Annotated in this window: 12 protein-coding genes; 10 read left to right on the top strand and 2 right to left on the bottom strand. The window is 67.5% G+C overall.

Annotated elements, in window-relative coordinates; all coding sequences use genetic code 11:
* Window positions 1–189: 189 nt before the first annotated feature.
* The 5 genes from Q0627_RS22445 to Q0627_RS00880 all read left to right on the top strand — a co-directional run bounded on the left by Q0627_RS22445 (window position 190) and on the right by Q0627_RS00880 (window position 6,312).
* Window positions 190–1,020, top strand: coding sequence for a DUF6529 family protein (locus Q0627_RS22445; RefSeq protein ID WP_367180747.1), 831 nt, complete (start codon window positions 190–192; stop codon window positions 1,018–1,020).
* A 31-nt stretch (window positions 1,021–1,051) separates the two neighbouring features.
* Window positions 1,052–2,476, top strand: a complete 1,425-nt coding sequence (locus Q0627_RS00895; RefSeq protein ID WP_291012817.1) for an FAD-binding oxidoreductase — start codon at window positions 1,052–1,054, stop codon at window positions 2,474–2,476.
* Window positions 2,477–2,661: 185 nt separating this feature from the next.
* Complete coding sequence (locus Q0627_RS00890) at window positions 2,662–3,423, top strand: decaprenylphospho-beta-D-erythro-pentofuranosid-2-ulose 2-reductase (protein WP_291012819.1); 762 nt, start codon at window positions 2,662–2,664, stop codon at window positions 3,421–3,423.
* Window positions 3,424–3,518: 95 nt separating this feature from the next.
* On the top strand, window positions 3,519–5,477 hold the full coding sequence (locus Q0627_RS00885) for an arabinofuranosyltransferase (protein ID WP_291012897.1): 1,959 nt from the start codon (window positions 3,519–3,521) through the stop codon (window positions 5,475–5,477).
* 73 nt (window positions 5,478–5,550) lie between these two features.
* Window positions 5,551–6,312 carry an MBL fold metallo-hydrolase gene (locus tag Q0627_RS00880; RefSeq protein ID WP_291012821.1) on the top strand — a complete coding sequence of 254 codons (762 nt, stop codon included), beginning with the start codon at window positions 5,551–5,553 and terminating at the stop codon, window positions 6,310–6,312.
* Between the two features lie 63 nt (window positions 6,313–6,375).
* Here Q0627_RS00880 and Q0627_RS00875 read toward each other — a convergent pair whose 3' ends face one another.
* Complete coding sequence (locus Q0627_RS00875; protein ID WP_291012824.1) at window positions 6,376–6,795, bottom strand: type II toxin-antitoxin system VapC family toxin; 420 nt, start codon at window positions 6,793–6,795, stop codon at window positions 6,376–6,378.
* Window positions 6,779–7,012, bottom strand: a complete 234-nt coding sequence (locus Q0627_RS00870) for an AbrB/MazE/SpoVT family DNA-binding domain-containing protein (protein ID WP_291012826.1) — start codon at window positions 7,010–7,012, stop codon at window positions 6,779–6,781. Before Q0627_RS00870 ends, Q0627_RS00875 begins: the two co-directional genes overlap by 17 nt.
* 68 nt (window positions 7,013–7,080) lie before the next feature.
* Here Q0627_RS00870 and aroQ point away from each other — a divergent pair, with 68 nt between their 5' ends.
* From aroQ to Q0627_RS00845, 5 genes are all read left to right on the top strand, one after another.
* Complete coding sequence (gene aroQ, locus Q0627_RS00865; RefSeq protein ID WP_291012828.1) at window positions 7,081–7,539, top strand: type II 3-dehydroquinate dehydratase; 459 nt, start codon at window positions 7,081–7,083, stop codon at window positions 7,537–7,539.
* 80 nt (window positions 7,540–7,619) lie between these two features.
* A complete protein-coding gene (locus Q0627_RS00860) occupies window positions 7,620–11,042 on the top strand; it encodes an arabinosyltransferase domain-containing protein (protein ID WP_291012830.1) in 3,423 nt (1,140 codons plus the stop codon).
* A gap of 90 nt (window positions 11,043–11,132) precedes the next feature.
* On the top strand, window positions 11,133–14,507 hold the full coding sequence (locus Q0627_RS00855; protein WP_291012900.1) for an arabinosyltransferase domain-containing protein: 3,375 nt from the start codon (window positions 11,133–11,135) through the stop codon (window positions 14,505–14,507).
* Window positions 14,497–17,877 carry an arabinosyltransferase domain-containing protein gene (locus Q0627_RS00850; protein WP_291012832.1) on the top strand — a complete coding sequence of 1,127 codons (3,381 nt, stop codon included), beginning with the start codon at window positions 14,497–14,499 and terminating at the stop codon, window positions 17,875–17,877. Before Q0627_RS00855 ends, Q0627_RS00850 begins: the two co-directional genes overlap by 11 nt.
* 510 nt (window positions 17,878–18,387) lie before the next feature.
* Window positions 18,388–20,931, top strand: coding sequence for a hypothetical protein (locus Q0627_RS00845; protein ID WP_298807179.1), 2,544 nt, complete (start codon window positions 18,388–18,390; stop codon window positions 20,929–20,931).
* Window positions 20,932–21,069 lie beyond the last annotated feature (138 nt).

Here is a 21,069-nt window from a genome sequence, read left to right as displayed (position 1 = left end):
CCCCCGCGCCCCCCCCCCTGCGGCGGGGGGGGGGCAGGCTCCCCCCCCTTTGGGGGACAGGGGGGGCCGCCCCCGCCGATGTCTCCTGACCAGCCCCGGAATCCTGACCAGCCTCGGAATCCGGGGCAACCCCCGCGCCGGGACACGCCGAGCACCCGGCCCACGCAGCAGATCGCCCGGCCTCCCCAGTTGGCCGGATCCCCGGCAGACGACGCGACGCGGCCGATCGTTCGGCCGGGGAACCCGGCCGGTCCCCAGCGTCCCGGCCCCCAGCATCCCGGTACACCGCCCGGACCTGCCCGCCAGGGTGTCCACCCTGGGCCTCCCGCCCCGTTCGGCCCGGCCCAGCAGGCGCCCTATCCGGGGCCGGGTGCGGGTTTCGGCCCGACCCAGCAGGCCCCGTTCTCGGGCCGCGTACCTCCCGGCCACGTGTCTCCCGGTGGCGCGCACCCGGCGCCGGACCCGCATCCGCCCGGAGTACCCACCGACACCCGGTCGCCGTCACCGGCGGCCGTGTTCGTCCCACTGCTGGTCGGTGCCGCGGTGTCGATCGAACTCGGCGTGTTCGCGAAAGTCCATGAGGCGCAACCAATTTCCTTCGACGTGGCGGGATTCTCCGGACCTGCGTCGATGAAGGCGTGGCTGGCCACCGTCGCGGCTGTGCTCGCACTCACCCAGGTGCTTTCGGCGGTGGTGATGGGCGCAGGATCCGGGAGCCCGAAACGGGCGCTGCGCGTGGTCCATGTGTGGACGGGACGGCTGGCGGTGCTCGTCACGGTCCCCGTGGCGGTGCACTGCCTGTACTCCCTGGGCTTCGACGCCCGCAATGCCCGCGTCCTGCTGCATTCGGTGCTCGGCTGCTTCCTGTACGGCGTCTTCGTCACCAAGATGCTGCTGCTCACGCGGGAATCGGTGCCCAAGTGGGCCGTCCCCGTCGCCGGCGGCATCCTGCTGGCCACGTTCGCCGGCATCTGGGCCACCTCATCGCTGTGGTTCTTCCACAACTCGGGCCCGCAATAGTCTCAGGTTTTCAGGAGTATTCTGTGCCCCGATGTCTACAGAAGAGCTCTTGCCGATCGAAACCCGGAAGCTGGTGGGGTGGTCGCGCACCACACCGATCACCGGGCACGTACTGTCCACGCCGTACCCCGAGGTCATCGCCGAGGCCGTCGCCCGAGTCGCCGACGACAACGCCGACAAGCCCGACTACCTCAAGCGCGGTGTCATCGCCCGTGGCCTGGGCCGTTCGTACAACGAGTCCGGCCAGAACAGCGGTGGCCTGACCGTCGACATGACGCCGCTGCAGCGGATCTACGCCATCGACGCCGACACCGCCACCGTCGACCTCGACGCCGGCGTCAGCCTCGACGCGCTGATGCAGGCGGCGCTGCCGTACGGGCTGTGGGTTCCGGTGCTGCCCGGCACCCGGCAGGTCACCATCGGCGGGGCGATCGCGCACGATATCCACGGCAAGAACCATCACAGCCAGGGCAGCTTCGGCAATCACATCGTCGAGATGCAGCTGCTGGTGGCCGACGGGCGCATCCTCACGCTGACCCCGGACGGTTCCGGCGATGACCCCGACGCGTCGATCTTCTGGGCGACCATCGGCGGTATCGGGCTCACCGGCATCGTGCTGCGGGCCAAGATCCAGATGAAGCGCACCGAGAGCGCGTACTTCATCGCCGATACCGCGCGCACGAGTTCGCTGCAGGAAACCATCGACCTGCATCTGTCCGACGGGTTCGAGGACGGCTACGAGTACGCCTCCGGCTGGTTCGACACCATCAGCGCCCCGCCCAAGCTCGGACGCGGCACGTTCAGCCGCGGCAACCTCGCCCGTGTCGACGAGCTGCCCGCGAAGTACCAGAAGGACCCGCTGAGCTTCAACAACAAGCCGCTGCTGACCTTCCCCGACGTCTTCCCGCGGGGCCTGGCCAACAAGCTGAGCTTCGGCTCGATCGGCGAGGCGTACTACCGGATCGGCCCGCCGAGCGAGGGCAAGGTCAAGAATCTCGCGCAGTTCTATCACATGCTCGACGTGTTCGGTGACTGGAACAACGCCTACGGCCGCGGCGGCGGATTCTGCCAGTACCAGTTCATCGTGCCCACCGGCAACGAAGAAGAGTTCACCCGCACGATCGAGCACATCCAGGCGTCGGGGCACGTCAGCTTCCTCAACGTGATCAAGCTGTTCGGCGACGGCAACAAGGCGCCGCTGAGCTTCCCGTTCAAGGGCTGGAACGTGTGTGTCGACTTCCCCGTCAAGCGGGGGTTGGCCGAGTTCCTCACCGACCTCGACCAGCGGGTCATGGCGATGGGTGGGCGGCTGTACACCGCGAAGGATTCGCGGACGTCGGCGGAGAACTTCCACAAGATGTACCCGCGTATCGACGAGTGGATCGCGGTGCGCCGGCGTATTGACCCGAATCGGGTGTTCATGTCCGACATGGGCCGGCGGCTCGAGCTGGCGTGATCGGTCGCGGGAGGTGGTCACGTCAGGTGTCGAAAGGTCACCGGACCCTTCGTGACCCTCGCTCCTTCGTCGCTTCGGCCTCAGGGATCAAGATGATTGGTCACTTCGGCCTCAGGGATCAAGATGATTGGTCGCTTCGGCCTCAGGGATCACGAAGCGGCACCAGAACTGAAAGAGAGAAATAGATGTTCAACGCCGTCGGCGTTCCCCAATCGATCCTGGTCCTGGGCGGTAGCTCCGAGATCGGGCTGGCCATCACCGAGGAGTATCTGAAGAAGGGGTCGATGCGGGTCGTGCTGGCCACGGTCCCCGGCGATACGGCGGCTGCCGCGGCCGTCGAACAGCTCAAGGCCGCCGGCGCGTCGTCGGTGGAGTGCATCGACTTCGATGCCCGCGCCCCCGAGACCCATCCCGATGTCATCGACAAGGCATTCGCCGGTGGGGACATCGACGTGTCGATCGTCGCGTTCGGTATCCAGGGCGACGACGAGCAGGCGTGGCAGGACCAGAAGCTGGCCGTCGCCGAGGCCGACATCAACTACACGGCCGCGGTGTCGGTGGGTGTGCTGCTGGGGCAGAAGCTGCGTGCGCAGGGGTTCGGACAGATCATCGCTATGAGTTCGGTGGCCGGTGAGCGGGTGCGCCGCTCCAACTTCGTCTACGGCTCCACCAAGGCCGGTCTCGACGGGTTCTATCTCGGCCTCGGTGAGGCGCTGCGCGAATTCGGTATCCGGGTTCTCGTGGTGCGTCCCGGAATGGTCCGCACCCGGCTGTCGGCGCACGTCGCCGAGGCCCCGCTGACCATGAACAAGGAAGACGTGGGCAAGCTCGTGGTGGCCGCCGCCGACAAGGGCAAGGAGATCGTGTGGGCGCCCGCCCCGTTCCGCGTCATCATGTCGGTGCTGCGGCACGTCCCGCGCCCCATCTTCCGCAAGCTGCCGGTGTAGATCCCCCCGTTGGTTGAGGCTCGCAAGCTCGCACCTCAACCGGCGAAGGGGCGGCTGATACAAAGAAGGGCGTGACCGCTACAGCGACCGACACCGTGCCCGCATCCGGCGATACCGGCCGGTCATCGCCCGTGTCGTCGGCGGGTGCACTGGTGGTGGCGGCCGTCGTCGGCGGGGTGGTGGCTTTCGCCGGGCTCGAGGTGATCGCGGCCGTCGACTGGCCGGCCTACAACTCGTCGAATGTGACGCGGTCACTGACGACGCTCGGACAGGTCGTGTCGATCGCGTTCCTGGTGGTCGCGGCGCTGCTGTACCGGTACGGTCGGTCGGCCGTCGGGCAGTTGCTGGCGTCGGTGATCGGCGTGGCCGGGCTGGTGACCGTGACCCTCGGGATGCCGTTGGGGGCTACCAAGCTGTACCTGTTCGGGCTCAGCGTCGATCAGCAGTTCCGCACCGAATACCTGACGCGGCTCACCGACTCGCCGCATCTGTCGGATATGACGTACGCCGACATGCCGCCCTACTATCCGGCCGGCTGGTTCTGGTGGGGTGGGCGATTCGCCGCCGCCCGCGGCCTCGACGGCTGGGAGGCGTACAAGCCGTGGGCGATCATCTCGATGGCCGTGGCCGCGGCGATCGCGGTGGTGCTATGGAACCGGATGGTGGGCACCGACAAGGGTGCCGCCGCCGCACTGGCGGTCACGGTGGCGACGCTGATGTACGCCTCCCCCGAACCCTATTCGGCGGTGCTGATCCTGCTCGGCGTCCCGATGCTGGCGACCGTGCTGTACGCGCTGCGCGGACGATCGCGGCTGGCCGGCGGGGTGGTCGATGACCTGCGCGGTGGGACGAGCTGGGCGGCGGTGGCGGCATCGGGCCTGTTCCTGGGCGTGTGTGCGATGTTCTACACGCTGTACGCGGGACTGTTCGCGTTCGTCGCCTGCCTGCTGGCGCTGTATCTCGCGGGGTCGGGGTGGATGGCCGCCCGCAACTCCTCCCGGCCGGTGGCCGAGGTGCGCGCGGCCCGGCGGCGGGTCGTCGTCGCGGTGGGTGCGCGGTTGGTGGCGATGGCGGCGGTGTCGGGGGTCTTGGCCCTGACGGTGTGGGCGCCGTACCTGCGGGACCGGCTCTCGGGTGAGGCGGCGGGTACCGGAACCGCGACACACTACCTGCCCGAACGTGGTTCGTGGCTGCCGATGCCGATGTTCGAGTGGTCGCTGCTCGGGGCGCTCACCCTGGCCGGGCTGATCTGGGTGGTGCTGCGGTTCCGGGAAAGGACCCTGGCGATGGCGCTGGGTGTCGCCGTCGTCGCCGTATACCTGTTCTGTCTGTTGTCGATGGCCGCGACCGCCGCCGGCACCACCCTGCTGGCGTTCCGCCTCGAACCCGTACTGGTGGCGATCCTTTCCGCCGCAGGTGTTTTTGCTGCCGCCGAGCTGGGTTCGTGGGCGGTGCGGCAGTTCGGCGACGTGCGGACCGTCGTCGGCGTCGTGGCTGTTGCCGCGGCCGTGGCTGTGGCGCAAGGTATTCCGGGACATCTGTCCACCGACATCACCATCGCCTACACCGACACCGACGGCACCGGCCAGCGTGCCGACAAACGGCCCGCGGGCGCCGAGACATACTTCCCGCAGATCAACAAGCTCATCGCCGAACAGACCGGGGCACCGGCGCGCGAGACGATCGTGCTGACCGCTGACTACGGATTCCTGTCGGTGTATCCGTACCGCGGATTCCAGGGACTCACCTCGCACTACGCAAATCCGTTGGCGGAGTTCGACAAACGTGCCGCGGCCATCGCCGACTGGGCGACGTCGATGACGCCCGATGAGTTGATCGGGCACCTCGACAAGTCGCCGTGGCCCGCGCCGGAGGTGTTCCTGTTCCGGCACAGCGACGATGGCTACACATTGCGCCTGGCCCGCGACGTCTACCCCAACGACCCGAACGTCGAACGGTACACCGTCACCTTCAACCCGAAGGTCTTCGCCGACAACCATTTCCAGGTCACAGCGGTCGGTCCGTTCGTACTGGTAGTCCGGAAAGCAAGGTAATCGGAATCCTGGTGCCAGGATGTGACATCAGGATTCCGAATTGGTGTGAGTTCTTAAGAGGTGAGGAGTAAGCATGGGTGAGATGATCGTGTCGCAGGTCGACGCCGGGGCGTCGACGGCGTATCTGGTGGAGACACAGGTCGTGAATTGGGTTCTGCTGCAAGAGGGTACCGATCTCACGCTGATCGACGGCGGGTATCCGGGGCAGGCCGACGCCGTGGTGGAGTCCATTGAGCGGATCGGTCGACGGCCCGAGGACATCCGCGGCGCGCTGCTCACCCACGCCCACGTCGACCATCTCGGCGGGCTGGTGAAACTCCAGCAGCGCTACGGATTCGACGTCTACATGGATCCGATCGAGGTGGCCCACGCCCGACGCGACTATCTCCAACAGGCCAACGCGGCCACCCTGGCGAGCATCCCGCTACGCAATTGGCCGCTGGTGCTGCGGTGGCTGAGCCGGGTGACCCCGCTCGGCGTGCTCAGCCGCAAAGGTCTCGACGGAATAGCTTTCGGCCAGACCGGCCCTCTCGATCTGCCAGGTTCTCCCGAACCCGTTGCCGCACACGGACATACCGATGGTCACAGCGCCTACCTCGTCGCCGGCGGCCAGGGGTTGGTGTCCGGTGACTCCCTTGTCAGCGGTCACGAGGTCTCCCGCATCACCGGACCGCAGTGCCTGCACGGCGCGTTCCAGCACGACGCCGCCGCCAACCGGCGCGCCGTCGAACACTTCACCACCCTCGACGCCGACACTCTGCTTGCCGGCCACGGCCCGTTCCACCGGGGCAGCGTCGCCAAAGCCGCACAGCAAGCCCTCAACCTCGCCAACTGATGCCTATGTGGAACGGTCTCAGGCACTGAGCAGTGTCACACCTACGGCCCATGTGGAACGGTCTCAGGCACTGAGCAGCGTTACACCCACGGCCTGATAGGTCGGTTCGGCACGACGATCGAAAGTCAGCAGCGGCAAGCCGTGCTGGACTGCGGCGGCACCGACGAGCGCGTCGTATACAGATCCACCTGATATGCCCAGCGCCGCGAAGGACCCGATCAGATCGGCACACCGTTCAGCTGGGAGGAACCGGCTCTGCGGGAAATTGGTGGCGATGAGCCGGGCCGCGGCCGCCGCCGACAACCGTTGCGGCGGTGGAAGCCTGGTCAGTACCGAGTACGTTTCGAATGTCGCATGCCCGCTCAATCCGAGCTGTCGCCCGCGAACAGCGGCGACCGCGCTGTCATGACCGTCCTGACCTGGCCGCACAAGTGCGATCGCGGCACTCGTGTCGAGAAGGATCAGGTCAGCGTTGGTCGCCAAGGCGCAGCTCCCGGATGTCGTCGGCTGAAAGCTCCGGACCACCCGCGGGAAGCATCAGCAGGCCATCCGATTCGATGAGCTGATCGGTCACCACGGGTTCGATCACCAGCGCGCTGCCCGACACCGTGATCTCTATTTCGCCCGGCTCGAGTCCGATCCGCGCACGCAGTTCCTTCGGGACGACGATGCGCCCCGAGCGATCGATGGTTGTTCTCATGGCATCAATGGTGCCATGAAAATGGCATCGGGTAGGTGCGGTGCGCCGGACCGCATAACGTAGTCGCCATGACTGAGACCCCGCAATCACCTCACCTGCCGATCCTGCTGCTCAACGGGCCCAACCTGAACACGCTCGGGACGCGGCAGCCGGAGGTGTACGGCACCGATACCCTTGCCGACGTCGTCGAGCTCGCCGAACGCACCGCCGCCGAACTCGGCTTCGGAGTGCGGGCGCTGCAGACCAACCACGAGGGCGAGATGATCGACGCCATCCACGAGGCGGTGGGCAAGATCAGCGGGATAGTCATCAATCCGGCGGGGTGGACGCACACTTCGGTGGCCCTGGCCGACGCGTTGGTGATCCCCGACGTGCCGATCATGGAAGTGCACATCAGCAACGTGCACAAACGGGAGAAGTTCCGGCAGCATTCGTATGTGTCGCCGATCGCGTCGGGCATCGTCGCCGGTTACGGCATCCGCGGCTACGAGTTCGCGGTCAGACGCCTGGCCGAGCTCGTCGGCTAGCCGGTTCAGCGGCGCCCGTTCAGGTGCGAGGCGCCTGGCCGAGCTCGTCGGCTGGTACCCGGCGACTACGATCACTGATTGTGCCAGCGCCGACCGTTCGACGAGCAAAACTTCTCGCCATCGTCACCGGACTTCTGGGACTGGTACTTGCCCTGGCCACACCGTTGATGCCGGTGAAGCAGACCAGCGCCGAAATCGACTGGCCCGCGCAGACCGGGCCGGTGACGTCGGTGTCGGCGCCGCTGACGGCGTATGTGCCGGTCACAATGTCGGCGACGATCCCGTGTGCGGCGATCGATCACCTCGGACCCGACGGCACCGTGTTGCTGTCAACCACACCGAAGGACGCCGAGAAGTCGGCGCAACGCGGCCTGATCGTCCGCAAGACCGGTAGCAGCAACGGGACTTCTGTCGAGGTCGTCATCCGCAATGTGCCGATCGTCGCGGCCACCGTGGCGCAGATGCGGGCCCAGGATTGCCGCGCCATCACCGTCCGGGCCACCGCCGACGAGGTCAGCGCCGAGTTCGTCGGCATGAGCGGTGACGACGGCACACCGCTCGCCGGAACCACCGCGACCCGCATCTCCCCCACCTATCAGGCCGACGAACGACCGCAGGTGACGGGCCTGTTCACCGACCTGACCGGCGACGTATCCGAGCTCACATCCGCACCACCGGCAACTTCGGCCGACGACCTGGCCCGGCTCAACGCGCACGTCGTCATCGATTCCCGGTACGCCACCTCCCCCTCCCTGCTGAAGCTGCTGACGCTGATCATCGGCATCGCGTGCACCCTGCTCTCGCTGGCGGCGCTGGCCGCCCTCGACGCGACCGACGGCCGGCGCCACCGACGGATCTTCCCGGCCCGCTGGTGGCGGCTGCGGCCCCGCGACTACGTGGTGATCGGGGCACTGCTGGTGTGGCACCTGGTCGGGCCCAACACCTCCGACGACGGCTACCTGCTCACCATGTCGCGGGTGGCGCAGAACAGCGACTACACGGCCAACTATTTCCGCTGGTACGGGGCGCCCGAGGCACCCTTCGGCTGGTACTACGAGGTGTTCGGCTGGCTCAGCCAGATCTCGGTGGCCAGCCCATGGGTGCGGCTGCCCGCGCTGGCCTGCGGCATCGCGGTATGGCTGATCGTCAGCCACGAGATCCTGCCGCGCCTGGGTCGGGCCGCGCTGGCCCGGCCGGTGGTCGGCTGGACGGCCGCGTTCGTGTTCCTGGCCTCCTGGTTTCCGTTCAACAACGGTCTGCGGCCCGAACCGATCATCTGCCTGGGCGTGATGCTCACCTGGTGTTCGGTGGAACGGGCCATCGCCACCGGACGTCTGCTGCCGGCCGCGCTCGCCTGCCTGTTCGGCGCGTTCAGCGTGGCCGCCGGGCCGACCGGGCTGCTGGCGGTGGCGGCGCTGATCGCCGGCGCCCGGCCGATGATCACCGCGCTGGTCAAGCGGGCACGGGTCATCACCGACCTCACCACCGACACCGACCGGGCCCCGCGCACGAACCGGCCCGGCATACCGAAACCCGCCGACCTGTGGTCGTCGGCGGCATTGATCGCCCCGATCCTGGCGGCCGGCACGTTCGTGCTGTTCGTGGTGTTCTCGGATCTGACGCTACGGTCGTTCACCGACTCGTCGTCGATGAAGACCGACCTGGGTCCGTCGATGCACTGGTACGACGAGATCAGCCGGTACACCGCACTGTTCTCATATTCTGCCGACGGCTCCCTGGCCAGGCGGTTCGCGGTATTGGCGATGCTGCTGGGCCTGGTGGTATCGGCATCGGTGCTGATCCGCAAGAACCGTATCCCCGGCACCGCGCTCGGCCCGTCGCGACGCATCGTCGGGATCACCTTCGCCTCGCTGGTGTTCCTGATGTTCACCCCCACCAAGTGGACACACCACTTCGGGGTGTTCGCCGGGCTCGCTGCGGCACTCGCGGCGATCGCCGCCATCGCGGCAAGCCATTCGGCGATGCACTCCCGCCGCAACCGGACTTTGTTCGCGGCGTTGGTGCTGTTCATCGGCGGTTTCTCGTTCGCTTCCCCCAACTCGTACTACTACTACTCGGCATGGGGGATGCCGTGGGGCTGGGCACAGACCAAGTTCGGGCCGGTGATGCTGCACGAGGCGTTCCTGTACGCGTCGCTCGCGCTGCTGGTGGTGGCGTTGTGGTTCCACTTCCGCGAACCGTTCGTCGGCGCCGACCCCACCGAACGTCCGCACACCGATGCGCCCGAACCGGGCCGCGCCGCACTCGCCCTCGGCCGAGTGTGGCGTTCGGTGGCCGGCGCCCCGCTCGCCTACCTGGCGGCGGCCGTCGTCGCGTTCGAGCTGCTCACGGCCATTTTCACCGGCATCAACCAGAGCCGCTCATTCTCGGTGCCGCAGTCCAATCTGGCCGCGCTCACCGGTAAGCAGTGCGCGATGGCCGACAAGGTCTGGGTCGAGACCGACCCGAACCGGGACATGCTGACACCTGTCGACGCCACGCTGGAGAATCCGCTCGGTGGTTCGCCGGCCCGGCCCGGTGCCGACGCCAACTACGGTTTCAGCCCGGACGGGGTGCCCGACGAGCTGTACTCGGTGACGTCGTCGGGATCGCTCGGTGTGCTCGCCGGCAACGCCACGGCCGCACCCGACGTGCTGCGATCCAATCCGGGCGGTACGGGCGGCGGAGTCCTCGACACCCCCGGCGTCAACGGCAGCCATGCCGCGCTGCCGTTCGGGCTCGACCCGGCCACCACCCCGGTGCTGGGCAGCTACTCCGAAACCGACCCCGTCCCGGCGCGACTCACCACCGGCTGGTACGCGCTGCCCGCGAACTGGCGCGACCGTCCCCTGCTGACGATGTCGGTGGCCGGGCAGTTCGACACCCCCGAGGTGATGCTCGAATACACCACCACCCCGATCACCCCCGGCATCCGGGACGACGACCTGTTCACGACGGGTGAGACCACCCTCATCGACCCGGGACCGCGGCCGTCGTGGCGCAACCTGCGGTACGAGACCGACGACCTGCCCACCGGCATCACCGCGGTGCGGGTGCGCGTCGTCGACGACAACCTGTCCGACGGACGGTTCGTCGCACTCACCCCGCCCCGGGTTCCGCAGATGGCGACGCTACAGGAGGTCGTCGGCAGCGACGATCCGGTGCACATCGACTGGACGTCGGGGCTGGCGTTCCCGTGCCAGCGCCCGTTCACCCATCGTGCGGGGGTCGCCGAGATCCCGCGGTGGCGGATCAAGCCCGGAGCGGATCTGGCGGCGGCGGTGTCGGCGTGGCAGAACTCCTTCGGTGGCGGCCCGGTCGGCTGGATGGAGCTGTCGCAGCAGCCAACGGCTCTGGCCACGTACCTGCCCGGCGACATCGGGCGCGACTGGGGCGCCCTGGAACGGTTTACGCCGTACAACGGGGTGACGCAGGAGGCCGATATCGTCAAGCGCACGGTCACCCGCAGCGGCCTGTGGAGTCCGGCGCACCTGCGATACTGAGTATTCCGACAACCGAGTACCCGAGGGTATTGAACCCTCCGGAGTGCTGATGCGGTACTGCGCACAATCGCCGGTGGCATACGATCAGACATCGTGTCCACCAGCACCCGGCTTCCCGATCCCACCGCACCCAGGCTGCGGTTGATCGCCCTGGTGGCCGGACTGATCGGCATCCTCGCGTGTGCGCTGACCCCGCTGCTGCCGGTCACCACCACCGAGGCGACGATCACCTGGCCGCAGGGGCAGAAGCTGAGCGGGGACAACTCTTCCGTGTCGGCGCCGCTGATCGCGCAGACCCCGCGCACGCTCGACGCGCGCATCCCGTGTTCGCTGCTCGCCGACGCACCCGCCACCTCGCAGGCCCCAGGTATCCGGGAAACCGCCGGAACCACCGTCACCCGGCCCACGGTCGTCGTGTCGACGACACCCTACGACGCACCGAACGCCAAGGGTTCGGGCATGTTCGTGATCGCCACCCGCGACGCCGTGACCGTCACCTTCCGCAACAATGTCGCCGCCCGCGCCACCCGCGCCGACCTGCGCCGATGCTCGGTCCTGCGGATCTGGTCGGCCCCCACCGGACCGGGTGCGCGGTTCGTCGGCGCCGGTCCGGCGACCACCCTCGAACCCGACAAACGCCCCAAGGTCAACGGCATCTACAGCGACCTGCCCCCCGAGCAGATCAAGGCCGCGCAGATCAAGGCCGCCGGGGGCCTGCGGATGAGCGTGGCCGTCGACAACCGGTACGAGAACTCACCGTCGGCGATCAAACTGCTGGTGATGGCCGTCGCGGTGCTCGCGGTGCTGGTCGCGCTGTGGGCGCTGTGGCAGCTCGATCGAGCCCGGTTCGGTGCGCGGTCGCGGCCGTCAGTGTCCCGGCTCGTGCGGATGCGCCCGACCGATGTGCTGGTCACGACGACGCTGGCGGTGTGGACGTTCCTGGGCGCCGGTTCGCCCGACGACGGCTACATCCTCAACATGGGCCGCACCGCGGATGATTTCGGCTACCTGGCCAACTACTACCGCTTCTACGGCATCCCCGAGGCGCCGTTCGACTGGTACTACTCGTTCCTCGGTCACTGGTCGTCGGTGTCGACGTCGCTGCTGTGGCTGCACGTGCCGCAGCTCGTCGCGGGCCTGGTGTCGTGGTTCGTGCTGTCGCGGGTGCTGCTGCCGCGCCTCGGGCCAGCGGTCAGCCGGGGCGGTTGGCCGGTGTGGGCGGCGGCGCTGACGTTTGCCGCATTCTGGTTGCCGTTCGCGTCCGGCCTGCGCAGCGAGACCGTCATCGTGCTCGGTTCGCTGCTCACCTGGTGGGCGGCCGAATCGGCAATCACGACGCGGCGGCTGCTGCCCGCGGCCCTGGCCGCGCTGACGGCGGGGCTGACGCTGGGGGTGGCGCCGCACGGGGTGATCGGAGTGGCGATCCTGCTGGTCGCCGCCCGGCCTATGCTGCACGTACTGCTCGATCGCTGCGACGACCGCTCACGGTGGCTGTCGGCGGTGAGCCTGGCCGCACCGCTGGTCGCGTCGGGGACGCTGGTGCTGGTGGTGATGTTCCGCGAACAGACCCTGGCCACCGTCTACGAGACGGTCAAGATCCGGTGGAGCGTGGGGCCGGTCATCCCCTGGTACCAGGAGTTCATGCGGTACTACTTCATGTCGGTGGCCACCGACGACGCCGCGCTGGCCCGCCGCGTGCCGCTGCTGCTCCTGCTCGCCTGCGTCGTGGTCACCGTGGCGGTTCTGTTGCGGCGCAGCCACATTCCGGGCCTGAACAACGGTCCGGTATGGCGGCTGATCGGGGGTGTCGGAGTGACCCTGCTGCTGCTGGCGTTCACGCCCACCAAGTGGACCATCCAGTTCGGGGTGCTGGCCGGGCTCGGCGCGGCGCTCGCCGCGACGGCCACCGTGGCGGTGGTGACCGCGGCACGCAGTTCCACCCGCAACCTGACGGTGTTCATCTCCGGGCTGTTGTTCGCGATGGCGGCGGCACTGGCCGGGTACAACGCGTGGGCCTACGTCTACGACTTCGACATCGCCTGGTTCGACCGGGCCCCGCGGATTCTGAACATCGACCTGTCCGCTGCGGCGCTGGCGCTGGCGGTGCTGGCCGCCGCGCTGGCCGCCTGGCAGCATCTGCGCCAGGACTATGTCGCGCACCGGGGTATCGCGCACACCGACAGCGCACACACCGGTGACGCGGGTGACCGACGGCGGCTGCTGGCGGCGTCGTCGCCGATCGCGGTGATCGCCGCACTCATCCTGCTCGTCGACGTGGTGGTGTTCGCCAAGGCCGCGATCACCCGCGCACCCGCCCCCACCATCCTGTCGGAGCATCTGAATGCGTTGGGCGGCAACAGTTGTGGTCTGGCCGACAAAGTGCTGGTGGAGATCGACCCCAATGCGGGGATGCTGACACCCGCGGGTGGACTCTCGGCGACCGAAGCGCTGTCGGGCACGAGGTCCGTCGGTTTCACCCCGGACGGTATCCCCACCGACCTGTATCCCAAGGGCCAGGTGCGCCGCCCCGGGCGCATGAACGTCGACCACACCGTCGCCAAGGCGTTCATCGTCACCGGCGGCCTGGGTGCGGGCACCACCGGCGGCACCGGACCCAAGACGGTCAACGGTTCGACCGCCGCATTGCCATTCGGTCTGGACCCGGCGCGCACCCCCGTGCTCGGCAGTTACGGATACAGGGGTGAGGCCCGGCTGACGACCGGCTGGTACGAGCTGCCCGCGCGGCGTTCGGTGTCACCGTTGCTGGTGTTCGCCACCGCCGGGGCCGTCTCCACCGTCGACGCCTACGGGGTGCGCACCTTCGGCCAGAAGCTGGTGGTCCAGTTCGGAAAAGGGGGCCCGGCAGGACAATTCGAGAAGTTCGGGGACGATGTGCTGCCCATCGACCCCGGCCCACAGATCATGAACATGCCGTGGCGCAACCTCCGCATCCCGATGTCGCGGGTACCCGCTGACGCCACGGTGATGCGATTGTCGTTGCTGGACAACAATCTTGGTCCGAAACAGTTCATCGCCATCACCGGCCCCCGGGCGCCGCGGCTACGCACCCTGCAGCAGGTGGTGGGCGAGAACACCCCGACGTTGATCGATTTCAGTGCGGCAGCACACTTCCCGTGTCAGCGACCGATGCAGGTTCGGCACGGCGTTGCGGAGGTGCCCCGCTGGCGCATCCTGCCCGACTACATCGTCGCCAACTCCCAGTCCAAGACGTGGCAGCGTGGCACCGACGGCGGTCTGCTCGGCATCTCGCAGGCCACGACCACGGCGCAGGCGGTGCCGACATATCTGAAGGACGACTGGGTGCGCGACTGGGGCGCGCTCGAACGGCTGATCCCGTTCGCGCCCGACCCGCCCCCGGCCGCCGTGCGAGCCACCGACATCACACAGTGGGGCTGGTCGCGGACCAGTTCGATCAGGCTGGAGCCGGACACCGATGACGACTGACACAGCACCGGGCACGAGCACCGCCGCACCGGACCGCACCCGGCTGTGGCGAATCGTCGCCGTCGTCGCCGGCCTGATCGGTGCCGTCCTGGCGATCCCGATGCCGCTGCTGCCGGTGAAACAGACCACGGCCGAACTGAATTGGCCGCAGAATGACTCCGTCGGCAATGTGTCGGCACCACTGGCCTCGTTCGTGCCGATCGACATGTCGATGACGGTGCCATGTTCGCTGGCTGCGCACCTGCCCCGCGAGGGCGGCGTCCTGGTGTCGACGATGCCGTCGAAGGGCCAATCCGCCTCGGCACGTGGACTTTTCGTCCGGGCCACCGCAGACTCGCTGACGGTGACCGACCGTGACCTGGTGCTGGTGAGCACCGATCGTCGTGCCGCGCAGTCGAATCCGGACTGCCGCATCAAGTTCTCCGCCGACGGCACCCGCACCCAGGCGCGGTTCGCCGGCATCCCCGCGTCGGCGGACCCCGACGACGAGGACGGTCCGCAGACCGAATTCACCCTCGATGACCAGCAGATGCGTCCGCAGATCGTCGGCGTCTACACCGCGCTGCCCGCCGGCGTTCCGCGCGACGGACTGTCGCTGCACGCCACGATCGACACCCGGTACGTGTCCTCCCCCACGGTGCTGAAACTCGTCGCGATCGTCCTCGGTGTGCTGCTGACGCTGGCGTCGCTGGTGGCGCTGCACATGCTCGACGTCCGCGACGGCCGCCGCCATCGACGTTTCCTTCCTGCGGGCTGGTTCAGCATCCGTCCGCCCGACGTGGTGGTGGCCGCGATCCTGGGCTTCTGGTGGATCGCCGGCGCCAACACCTCCGACGACGGCTACAACTTCGTCGTCGGCCGCATCACCGCCGACGCCGGTTACGCCGACAACTATTTCCGCTATTTCGGGGTGCCGCAGGACCCGTTCGGCTGGCATTTCCAGGTGATCTCGTGGATGTCGCAGATCTCGGTCGCCGGGCCGTGGATGCGCCTGCCCGCGTTCGCGCTCGGGCTGCTCGGCTGGTGGCTGATCAGCCGGGAGGTGATCGGGCGGCTGGGCCGCACGGTGCGGCATTCGTCGCCCGCGGTGTGGTCGGCGGCGTTCGTATTCCTGGCGATGTGGCTGCCGTACAACAACGGTCTGCGGCCCGAACCCGCCGAGGCCGTCGGTGCGCTGCTCACCTGGTGCTGCGTGGAGCGGGCCATCGCCACCCGCAGGTTGCTGCCGTACGCGGTGGGTGTGGTGACCGCCGCGTTCACGCTGGCACTGGCCCCCGGCGGGCTGATGGCGGTAGCCGCGCTGCTGGCCGGTATCCGGCCGATCGTCAAGACCGTCGTAACCCGGCTCGAGCCGAAGGACCGGTGGCTCAGCCTGGCGGCGATGCTCGCACCCATCCTGGCCGCCGGGACCGCGGTGCTGTTCCAGATCTTCGCCGACCAGCCGCTCGGGGTGCTGCTGGAGGGCAGCAGGGTGGCCACCGACGTCGGCCCGACGATGGAGTGGTGGCAGGAGCCGGTGCGGTACTACTGGCTCGATCTGCCCACCGCCGACGGCACCCTCGCGCGCCGGTTCGGGGTGCTGGCGATGATCCTGTGCCTGGTCGTCGTCCTGCTGCGGCTGTTGCGCCGCGAACACCCGAACGGCATTGCCCGCGCACCCATCTGGCGCCTGGTGGCGGTCACCCTGGGCACGATGTTCCTGATCTCGTTCACCCCCACCAAGTGGACGCACCACTTCGGTGTGTACGCGGGTATCGCGGGCGCGCTGGCCGCGGTGGCCGGTGCGATGATGTCGCCGGCGATTCTGCGGTCCCGGCGCAACCGGACGTTCTTCGCCGCCGCCGTGCTCGTCATCATGGGAATCTCGTTCGCCGGGCCCAACGGCTACTGGTTCGTCGGCAGTTACGGTGTGCCGTGGTGGGATCGGGCGCCCCGGATCGCGGGCGTCGACCTGTACTGGTTCATCCTGGCCGCGGCCATTGTCACCGCGCTGGCCGGGCTGTGGTTCCACTTCCGCGACGACTTCGTCGACGAGCAGACTCGCACCCGCGGCGGTGACCACTGGTATTCGAAGCTTAAATTCGCTCCGCTGCCGGTGATCTCACTGCTGATGGTGTTGTTCATGGTGGCCTCACTGGCCAAAGGCGCCTATGGACAGCGTGATTCGTGGTCGTGGGCCAAGTCGAATATCGCTGCATTCCAGGGAAATTCGTGTGCGCTGGCCGAGGACGTCATGGTGGAGGCAGATCCGACCACCGCACTGCTCACACCCGCCGCCGTCGGCGGAAAGCCCACACCGTCCGCGGCCGTCGCACTGGCCGGACGCTCAACCGGTTTCACCCCGAACGGTATCCCCGAATCGGTGATGATCGACGCCACCGAGGAGGAGGCCACCGACGAGGGTACGGACGAGTCGGCCGGCGCCGGGGACTCCGGCAGTACTGAAAGCACCAACAGCACAGACGATTCCGGAAGTGACGAAACCGGCGACACCGAAACCGGTGACACCGAATCCGGCGGAACACCGGTGACCCCGGCGAGCACCCGTGCACCCGGCATCAACGGTTCGACGGCACGCCTGCCGTTCGGCCTCGACCCCGCCCGCACCCCCGTTCTCGGCAACGCCACCACGCCGGGAACGTCGTCGCTGACCACCGGCTGGTACCGGCTGCCCGCCCGGTCGGCGGACCGGCCGCTGCTGACCGTCGCCGTCGCCGGCTTCGTCGCCGCCACCGATCCCGTCGGCGCGGCGGTTCCCGGCCGCACGGTGGTCGCCGAGTTCGGCCGTACCGGCAAGAACGGTGCCGTTCTTCCCATCGCCCGCCTGGCCCCGCGCGACGTCATCGACCCGCCGACGTGGCGCAACCTGCGGTTCCCCCTCGCCGACGCACCGCCCCGCGCCACCCTGGTCCGCATCGTCGTCGACGAAAAGGCCGCCCCCGGTCAGTGGGTGGCGCTCACCCCACCCCGGGTTCCGAAGCTGGCCACCCTCAATGACGTCGTCGGCAGCACCGACCCGGTGTTCATCGACTGGGTCGTCGGGCTGGTGTTCCCCTGCCAACGCCCGATGCGCGTGCAGAACGGCATCCTGGAAGTGCCCAAGTGGCGGATCATGCCCGACGCCGAGGCCACCAAGAAGAACAGCCAGACCTGGATGTCGGGCAAGTCCGGCGGCCCCCTCGGCATCAGCACCGGCCTGCTCACCCCGACGCTGGTCCCCACCTACCTGCGCAACAACTGGGGTCGCGACTGGGGTGGCCTGCAACGCTTCACCGAGATCGTCCCCGCCCCACCGGCCGACCTCACCCTCGGCACCGCCCGCCGCTCCGGCCTGTGGAACCCGGCCCCCATGCGTTCGGTCGGCTACTGACAATCTGCCGCGCCCTATTCTCTTGTTCTGCGGTTGGTTTCGATGTCGAGAATCCGCGCGTCGTTCGGGCCAGGCCGCCCCCGACAGGCATTCACAATTGTGTCCGAACCTTCAACATTCTGTACCGATTCTCAGAAATTGTGATCGATGGCTGCGTAGATGGCACAGAATGATGCGGTGAGCGACGATAACCAGAATCCTACAGGTGAACTCGATGAGATCCCCCGACGATCGTTCGCGTCGCGCATCAGATCGTTCGCGTCGCGTCATAGATACGGACTGCTTGCGATTGCCGCGCTGTCGCTGGCGGCAATATTTGCGGTACTGGCTTTGGGGGGAATATCCGCGAATTCCGGCACATGCAAAAGCAATCTGTCACTATATATTCAGTTCGCGGCGCTCCCGGGCAGCGATTCCGAGAACCAGCTGGCCGAATGCGCTTCGGTGAACCGCAATATGGTCATCGGGTGGGATTTTTTGTTCATACTCGCGTACCTTATTGCCGCCTGCGTGGTCATCAAGGTCGGCTGGTGGCGGTACCGGGCACCACAACTAACGGCGGTAGCGAAGTCCGTCAAATGCCTGCCCTTCGTTGTCGCGGGCATCGATATCGTGGAGAACACCCCCTCCTTCTTCGCCGTCCAGTGCACCACCGGCGGCTGCGAAGTGGCCCATATGACGTTGGCACGGTTCGTCACCACCTTCGCGTCCCTGAAATGGGCGCTGGCCGCGATCCTGCTCGTCGTGTGTGTGATGTCGATTGCCGTACTACTGGCACGGCCTGGAATGGAACCGCAGGACGCCACTCCCGCTTCAGTGTCTGCGCAAGGACACCTCCTCGAGGAACCCGCCATCCTCGCCGGCAGAGAACAGCAGCGGGGTGTGTGCTTGAGCGGCGGCGGAATCCGTGCAACCGGTTTCGCCCTCGGAGCCCTGTCCTCGTTGGAGTCCCAGTGCGTGGCGGAGGTAGACGGCTCCCGTCAGCCGATCATCGATACTGTCCACCGGCTGACCGCTGTCTCCGGCGGGTCATGGGCCGGTACCGCCTGGGTGCTCGACCGGGCGGGGGAAAGCATGCCGGGAGGCGGTCGGAACACCGCAGAAAGCGTTCGCGACCGGGTCGCACCGAACGCGAGAACTCCCTGGTTCACACCAATGCGATACCTGCTCAACGGCCCGGGTGGGCTCCTCGGACCAGTGCTGTGGGTGCTGTTCTGCACCGTCAGTACGCTGTCCACAATTGCCGCCATCACCTATATACCAGCGTGGCTGCTCGGCAAGATTCTCACGCTCCCGTTCCTTTTTTCGCAGTATTCCGGAAGCGCCGATGATATGGCGGGAGTCGCGGCCGTCCCCGTCAATTGGGCCAATCCAGGTGTGTTTGTCGCCGTCTTCGGCCTCGGGCTGCTCGTGGCAGTCTCGCTGCTCCGCGCAGTCAACCTGCTGTGGAAATTCTGTGCGGGGATCATCGTCGGCGGTGCCGTCATCTTCCTGTACACCGGCGTGGCACCGGTGATTCTGAGTGTGGTCGCCGAGAACGCCGGCGCCGACGACGCCAGCGCCGACGGCCAGGCCCTAGGAATGCTCGGCATAGGCGGTGCGGGGGCCACCGCGATCCTCGCCACGCTGTGGAGCCAGTCTGGCAAGACCGCGACCGGTCGGATTGCAGGAAAGCTGTGGACGAACCTGCCGCGGCTGTTCGGCGTGCTTCTCGCTCTGCTGCTCCTGCTGTGCGGGCTGGGCGTCGCCGGTGCCGCTGCGGTAGGCGCAAGCTCCGAGAAATTGTTCAGGATTCCGGTGTGGGTCGCCGACCCGAAAGCATTCTTCGCGACAGTCGCCGTCGTCGTGGTCGCGTACCTGTTCCTCAGTGCCAACTCGCCGACCCTGGCGCAGTTGTACGGCGGGCGCTTGACGCGCAGCTTCGACGGTGTGAGTACGGACGCAGCAAGCCCCCTTCGGTGGCGCCACGGACCACCGTTCCCGGCAGACATCCGGCAGGTGAACCGGGAGAATGCGACACCGCCCAACATCGACACGCTTCGGCGCACGATCAGTACCGACAACCGCCCTGGTACCTGGGCGTGGCTCGCTGACAAGAACAACGTGCCCGAATTGATCCTCTGCTGCGCACAGCAACGCACCGGATTGAGACCCGGAGCCGAGCCCGCCGAGTCGTTCACGATCTCCCCCACACAGGTGACCTGCGGCAACCTGGTACGGCCCCTCGATGACTATCTTCTGGACGCCGCAGGGATCAGCGGGGTTCTCTCCTGGCGTGCGTATCCGCGCATCGAGCACGTCTCGGCGTGGTTGGCGGTGACCGGCGCGGCGTTTTCCTCCGCGATGGGACGGCACAGTCTGGGATCGACCAATGCAGCGCTCGCCGCCTGCAATGCCGACCTCGGAGTCTGGCTGCCGAATCCGACGTGCAGGGTCCGTCCTCGACCCAAACCGCGCATCGCCTATCTCGCCAAGGAGATCCTGGGCTGGTACGAGAAGGAAGACGACTTTATCTTCGCCACCGACGGCGGGCATTGGGACAACCTCGGGCTCATCGAACAACTCCGTCGCGGCAGCACCCGCATCATCTGCATCGACGCATCAGGTGATGCGCCCGGCAGATTCACCACCCTGCGCGAGGCGATCGCCCTCGCGCAACAAGAGTTCAGCACACCTCTGACCATCGAGGATCTCGATGGCCAACTCGCACCTGTCTCGCCACCCGGCGACGGCCTGACGTCCCCCGCGTCAATGGCCGCACGTATTTCCTTCAGATGGGAATCAGGCTCAGGCATCGACGGCGTGATCTATTACGCCAAGCTGCAGATCAGCACCTCCATGAGCCGCGATCTCGCGGAGTACGGGGCCCGCGACAAACAGTTCCCCGGCTACTCGACGTTGAACCAGGTCCTCAAGAATGAGCAGTTCACCAAGCTGTTCGAGGCCGGCGAACAAGCCGGCCTCGACGTCGCCAAGCTGATCCGCGCCGACCATCTGGCCGGCCAGACCCCCTGGAATCCCGACCAGCAACCCAGTACGGAAGCGGAATCATGATGGCCCCAGGCAGGCGCGACAATCTGTCGGTCGGACAGCCCCGCCGGCACCCGGATATCGACCGCCCGCACTACACGCGTGGCGTAATTCGGTAACACTGCGCTGAGCTGACTACGATGCGCGTGTGTCAAGAACGCC

Origin of the sequence: uncultured Gordonia sp. (genome assembly GCF_937858515.1) — a bacterium.
Lineage (GTDB): Bacteria > Actinomycetota > Actinomycetes > Mycobacteriales > Mycobacteriaceae > Gordonia.
This window is presented reverse-complemented; position numbering and strand designations above follow the sequence as displayed.